The following is a 5279-nucleotide window of genomic DNA, read 5'->3' as shown; positions in this document are numbered from 1 at the left end:
CCCCTCGGAGAGGGGTTGGGGGTGAGGTTTCACAAAGCATATCACTCCCCTCTCCCCTTGGAGAGGGGTTGGGGGGTGAGGCCGAGAGGGGTTGGGGTGAGGCCGAGAGGGGTTGGGACTGACGCTTTTTATTCAAGATAACACATGGAACAAAAGACAACCAAAGCCGTTATTTACGGCGTTAACGACCGCCCACCCTTGCAAGAAACCCTTTTTGCGGCCGTTCAACACCTGCTCGCCATCTTCGTGGCCATCATCACACCACCGCTAATCATTGCCAAAGCCCTGAGGATGGACCTCGCCACCACGGGCTTTCTCGTGTCGATGGCCCTCTTCGTGTCGGGTGTTGCCACATTTATACAATGTCGCAAGTTCGGTCCAGTGGGCTGCGGACTACTCTGTGTGCAAGGCACCAGCTTCTCGTTTATTGGTCCAATCATCGCCATTGGTCAGGCCGGCGGGCTGCCCTTGATATTCGGAGCCTGCATTGCTGCCGCTCCCGTAGAGATGGCCGTTAGCTATTCGTTTAAGTATTTACGGCGAATTATAACGCCTTTGGTAAGCGGTATCGTGGTGATGCTCATCGGATTGAGCCTTGTTAAGGCAGGCGTAATGGCCTGTGGAGGGGGCGATCTTGCAGCGGCAGACTTCGGTTCGCCACGCAACCTCATCGTTGCAGCCACGGTTTTGGCCAGTGTTATCGCCCTGAATTGCAGCAACAACAAATACGTACGCATGAGCTCTATCATTCTAGGCGTGGTTATTGGCTATGTGTTGGCACTCTGCATGGGCATGGTAGACTTTGGTAGTCTGAACGTAGGCGACGTAAAATCGTTCTATGTACCCGTTCCCTTCAAGCTAGGTATCGACTTCAACGTTTCGTCTATCATTGCCGTGGCATTGGTTTATCTTGTTACGGCCATCGAGGCCACGGGCGATGTAACGGCCAATTCGATGGTTTCGGGCGAACCCGTAGACGGCGAAGTGTACGTAAAGCGCGTTTCGGGAGGTGTGTTCGCCGATGGACTCAACTCACTTTTGGCAGGTATTTTCTCCTCATTCCCCAACTCCATCTTCGCTCAAAACAACGGTATTATCCAGCTTACGGGCGTGGCGAGCCGCTATGTGGGCTACTTCATCGCTGCCATGTTGGTGGTTTTGGGCCTCTTCCCCATCGTGGGCATCGTATTTTCGCTCATGCCCTCGCCCGTATTAGGCGGTGCCACGCTACTGATGTTCGGCACGGTGGCCGCCGCAGGTGTTCGCATCGTGTGCAGCGAGAAGCTCGACCGCAAGGCCGTGTTGGTTATTGCAGCTAGTTTGGCATTGGGAATGGGCGTCGAACTAATGCCCGACATACTGAAACAATTGCCCGAAGGGGTACGCACCATCTTCTCGTCGGGTATCACCACGGGCGGACTAACAGCTATCTTAGCTAACACTCTGTTTAATAGAAAGCGAATTTAGTTGGTGAGTTTATGAGTTGATAAGTTGGTAAGTTTTCGCTTACAATCTGCTTATCAACTCAAAAGCTCATAAACCCAACAACTCAAAAACCCACCAATTCAAAAAACCATAAACTCGTTAACTTGTCAACTCATCAACTCGTTAACTCATCAACTTGTCAACTCCCAAACCCACCAACTCACAAATGGATAAATTAAAAACGCGCATTCTTCAAGACGGCAAATGCTACGAAGGCGGCATTTTAAAGGTAGACAGCTTTATCAATCACCAGATGGACCCCAACCTGATGATGGAAGTAGCGAAGGAATTCAGCCGGCATTTTGCCGACGCACACATCAACAAGATTGTCACCATCGAGGCTAGCGGCATCGCGCCCGCCATCCTTGTGGGCTACATCATGCAGTTGCCCGTGGTGTTCATCAAGAAAAAGCAGCCTAAAACGATGGACAACATGCTCACTTCGGTGGTGCATTCGTTCACCAAAGACCGCAGTTACACGGTGTGTATCTCGGCCGACTACCTCACCCCGCAAGACCATGTGCTGTTTATCGACGACTTCTTGGCCAACGGAAACGCCTCGATGGGCGTGATAGACCTCTGCAAACAAGCCGGCGCACGCCTCGAAGGTATGGGCTTCATCATCGAGAAAGCTTTCCAAAAGGGCGGCGATGCCCTGCGCCAAATGGGCATCCGCTATAAGGCATTGGCCACCGTAGAAAGCTTGGATAACTGCAAAATTAAGTTGAGAGATTAAGCTCAAGGCTAAGGATGTTCGCCCTTCTGCCAGCACAAAATCGAAAAAGCCCTACTACGTCTGCTATGCCAAGGCCAGGGATGTTCGCCCTTCAGCCCGCACAAAATCGAAAAAGCCCTACAACGTCTGCCATGTCAAGGCCAGAGATATCCGTCCTTCTGCCTACACAGAATCGAAAAAGCCCTACTACGTCTGCTATGCCAAGGCTAGGGATGTTTGCTCTCCTGCCCACCTAACCAGCCCCAAACAACTCTTAGAAACCGCCAAATAAGGCCTTACCACCCCATCAAAACGAGGGCCAGCCCAACTTTTCAAGCAAGTTAGGCTGGCCCTCGTATGCGTTTTATCGCTATTTAAGCTTTTGCGTTTTATCGCTATTTAAGTTTTATGGTGTCTACACCTTCTCGCCATAGCAAAGGTCGCCGGCATCGCCGAAACCCGGCACAATGTACTTATGTTCGTTCAATCCGGGGTCGATGGCGGCGCACCAAATGGTGGTCTTGTCCTCGGGGAACGTCTTGCGGATATGCTCAATGCCCTCGGGCGATGCGATAACGCAAGCCACGTGTATGCGTTTGGGCGTGCCTTTGGTCAAGAAAGCCTTGTAACCAAGTTCCATCGAACCACCCGTTGCCAACATCGGGTCGGCGATAATGAGGTTCTTGCCCTCAATGTTCGGCGTGGCCAGATACTCCACATGTATGCCCACCTTGGTGTGTTGCTCGTCAACATACTCGCGATAAGCCGACACAAAGGCGTTGCCGGCGTGGTCGAAGATATTCAAAAACCCATTGTGGAAGGGCAACCCTGCGCGGAAGATAGTGGCCAGCACAATCTTATCCGTAGGCACTTGCACGCTCGACGTGCCCAAAGGTGTCGTGATGTTGCGCGCTTCATAGTCCAAAGTCTTGCTTATCTCGTACGCCTCCAACTCGCCAATGCGTTGAATGTTGTTGCGAAAAAGCAGCCGGTTCTTTTGGTAATCCACGTCGCGCATTTCGGCTAAGTACTGGTTTACAATCGAGTTCTGTTCGCTAAAATTTACTATCTTCATTATCGTCAGAAATATAAGTATATGGGGTTGTTAAATGTTTCGGCTAATCTTTTGCCATGCAAAAGTATTAAATTCCCGCTTATTTTTGTAATGTGCAAATAGCAAAAGTGGCGGCGCACCCTTATTTTTGCTTTCTTTAACCTAAAAAGAAAGCCGTTCGCGCATTTTTTCTCTCGCAAGCTTGGTGGTTATTTATGATTTTGCTACCTTTGCGCTGCATACCAAAAGACATGTGCTTAGGATAAAATTTCACACTTAAACATATTTAAAAAATGGCAAAGTTTGACAAGTCAGTACTAGAAAAGTACGGAATTAAAGGTACAACAGAAGTTGTTTACAACCCTTCTTACGAAGTGTTGTTCGAAGAAGAGACCAAAGCCGGCCTCGAAGGATTTGAGAAAGGCCAAGTAACCGAACTGGGCGCCGTTAACGTTATGACGGGTGTTTACACCGGTCGTTCGCCTAAGGATAAGTTCATCGTTGACGACGAGACTTCACACAACACCGTATGGTGGACCACCGACGAATATAAGAACGACAACCACCGCGCTAGCAAGGAAACTTGGGCTGCCGTTAACAAGCTGGCTAAGGAAGAACTTTCTAACAAGCGCCTTTTCGTGGTTGACGGTTTCTGCGGTGCCAACAAAGACACCCGCATGAAGATCCGTTTCATCGTGGAGGTTGCATGGCAAGCCCACTTCGTTACCAACATGTTCATCAAGCCCGTAAACCAAGAAGAACTGGACCAAGAGCCCGACTTCATCGTTTACAACGCATCGAAAGCTAAGGTTGAAAACTACAAGGAACTGGGCCTACACTCAGAAACAGCCGTTGTGTTCAACGTTACAACCAGAGAGCAAGTTATCCTTAACACCTGGTATGGTGGCGAAATGAAGAAGGGTATGTTCTCCATGATGAACTACTACCTGCCCCTCAAAGGCATCGCTGCCATGCACTGCTCGGCCAACACCGACCTCAACGGAGAGAACACCGCCATCTTCTTCGGACTTTCTGGTACGGGTAAAACCACCCTTTCTACCGACCCGAAACGCTTGCTCATCGGCGACGACGAACACGGATGGGACGACAACGGCGTATTCAACTTCGAAGGCGGATGCTACGCTAAGGTTATCAACTTGGATAAGGAAAGCGAGCCCGACATCTACGGTGCTATCCGCCGCAACGCACTGCTCGAGAACGTAACGGTAGATGCCAATGGCAAGATAGACTTCACCGACGGCAGCACCACCGAGAACACGCGCGTGTCTTACCCCATCAACCACATCAAGAACATCGTTCGCCCCATCTCGGCTGGCCCCGCTGCTAAGCAAGTTATCTTCCTCAGCGCCGATGCCTTTGGCGTTCTGCCTCCCGTGTCCATCCTCTCGCCCGAACAAACCAAGTACTACTTCCTTTCGGGTTTCACCGCTAAGCTTGCCGGTACCGAACGCGGTATCACCGAGCCCACGCCCACATTCTCGGCTTGTTTCGGCCAGGCGTTCCTCGAACTCCACCCCACGAAGTATGCCGAAGAGTTGGTAAAGAAGATGACCAAGAACGGTGCTAAGGCTTACCTCGTTAACACCGGCTGGAACGGAACGGGCAAACGCATCTCTATTAAGGACACCCGTGGCATCATCGATGCCATCCTTTGCGGTGCCATCAACAACGTTCCCACCAAGAAGTTGCCTATCTTCGACTTCGAAATTCCTACCGTTCTCGAAGGCGTTGCTACCAACATCCTCGATCCTCGCGACACCTATGCCGACCCCGCTCAGTGGGACGAGAAGGCTAAGGATTTGGCTGGCCGTTTCATCAAGAACTTCCAGAAGTACGAAGGCAACGAGGCTGGTAAGGCTCTCGTAGCTGCTGGTCCAAAGTTGTAATTGGCTTTAAGCGCATTGATTTTTTCATAGATCATTTTTAAATTGTTGGCTCGCTCCTTCGTGGGGCGAGCTTTTTTGTGCCTTTTTGCAGCCCACAAAAGTGCGTGTCTAGTGGGTT

At 50.7% G+C, this 5279-nt stretch carries 4 protein-coding genes; 3 read left to right on the top strand and 1 reads right to left on the bottom strand.

What is annotated here, in order from left to right:
* Nucleotides 1–144: 144 nt before the first annotated feature.
* Together HMPREF0670_RS12605 and xpt are read left to right on the top strand one after the other, a co-directional pair.
* Entirely contained in the window at nucleotides 145–1467 is a 1323-nt protein-coding gene (locus HMPREF0670_RS12605; protein WP_009231541.1) for a nucleobase:cation symporter-2 family protein, read from the top strand.
* A 184-nt stretch (nucleotides 1468–1651) separates the two neighbouring features.
* The gene (gene xpt / locus HMPREF0670_RS12600) at nucleotides 1652–2221 is read left to right on the top strand and encodes a xanthine phosphoribosyltransferase (RefSeq protein WP_009231540.1); all 570 of its coding nucleotides are present in this window, start codon (nucleotides 1652–1654) and stop codon (nucleotides 2219–2221) included.
* 394 nt (nucleotides 2222–2615) lie between these two features.
* Here the strand turns inward: xpt and upp are convergent, their stop codons facing one another.
* Entirely contained in the window at nucleotides 2616–3275 is a 660-nt protein-coding gene (upp, locus tag HMPREF0670_RS12595) for a uracil phosphoribosyltransferase (protein WP_044078296.1), read from the bottom strand.
* A gap of 272 nt (nucleotides 3276–3547) precedes the next feature.
* Between upp and pckA the strand changes: the two genes are divergently transcribed.
* Nucleotides 3548–5161, top strand: a complete 1614-nt coding sequence (gene pckA / locus HMPREF0670_RS12590) for a phosphoenolpyruvate carboxykinase (ATP) (protein WP_009231538.1) — start codon at nucleotides 3548–3550, stop codon at nucleotides 5159–5161.
* Nucleotides 5162–5279: the final 118 nt, after the last annotated feature.

This window comes from Prevotella sp. oral taxon 317 str. F0108 (assembly GCF_000162415.1).
In the GTDB taxonomy this organism is placed as follows: Bacteria; Bacteroidota; Bacteroidia; order Bacteroidales; family Bacteroidaceae; genus Prevotella; species Prevotella conceptionensis.
This window is presented reverse-complemented; position numbering and strand designations above follow the sequence as displayed.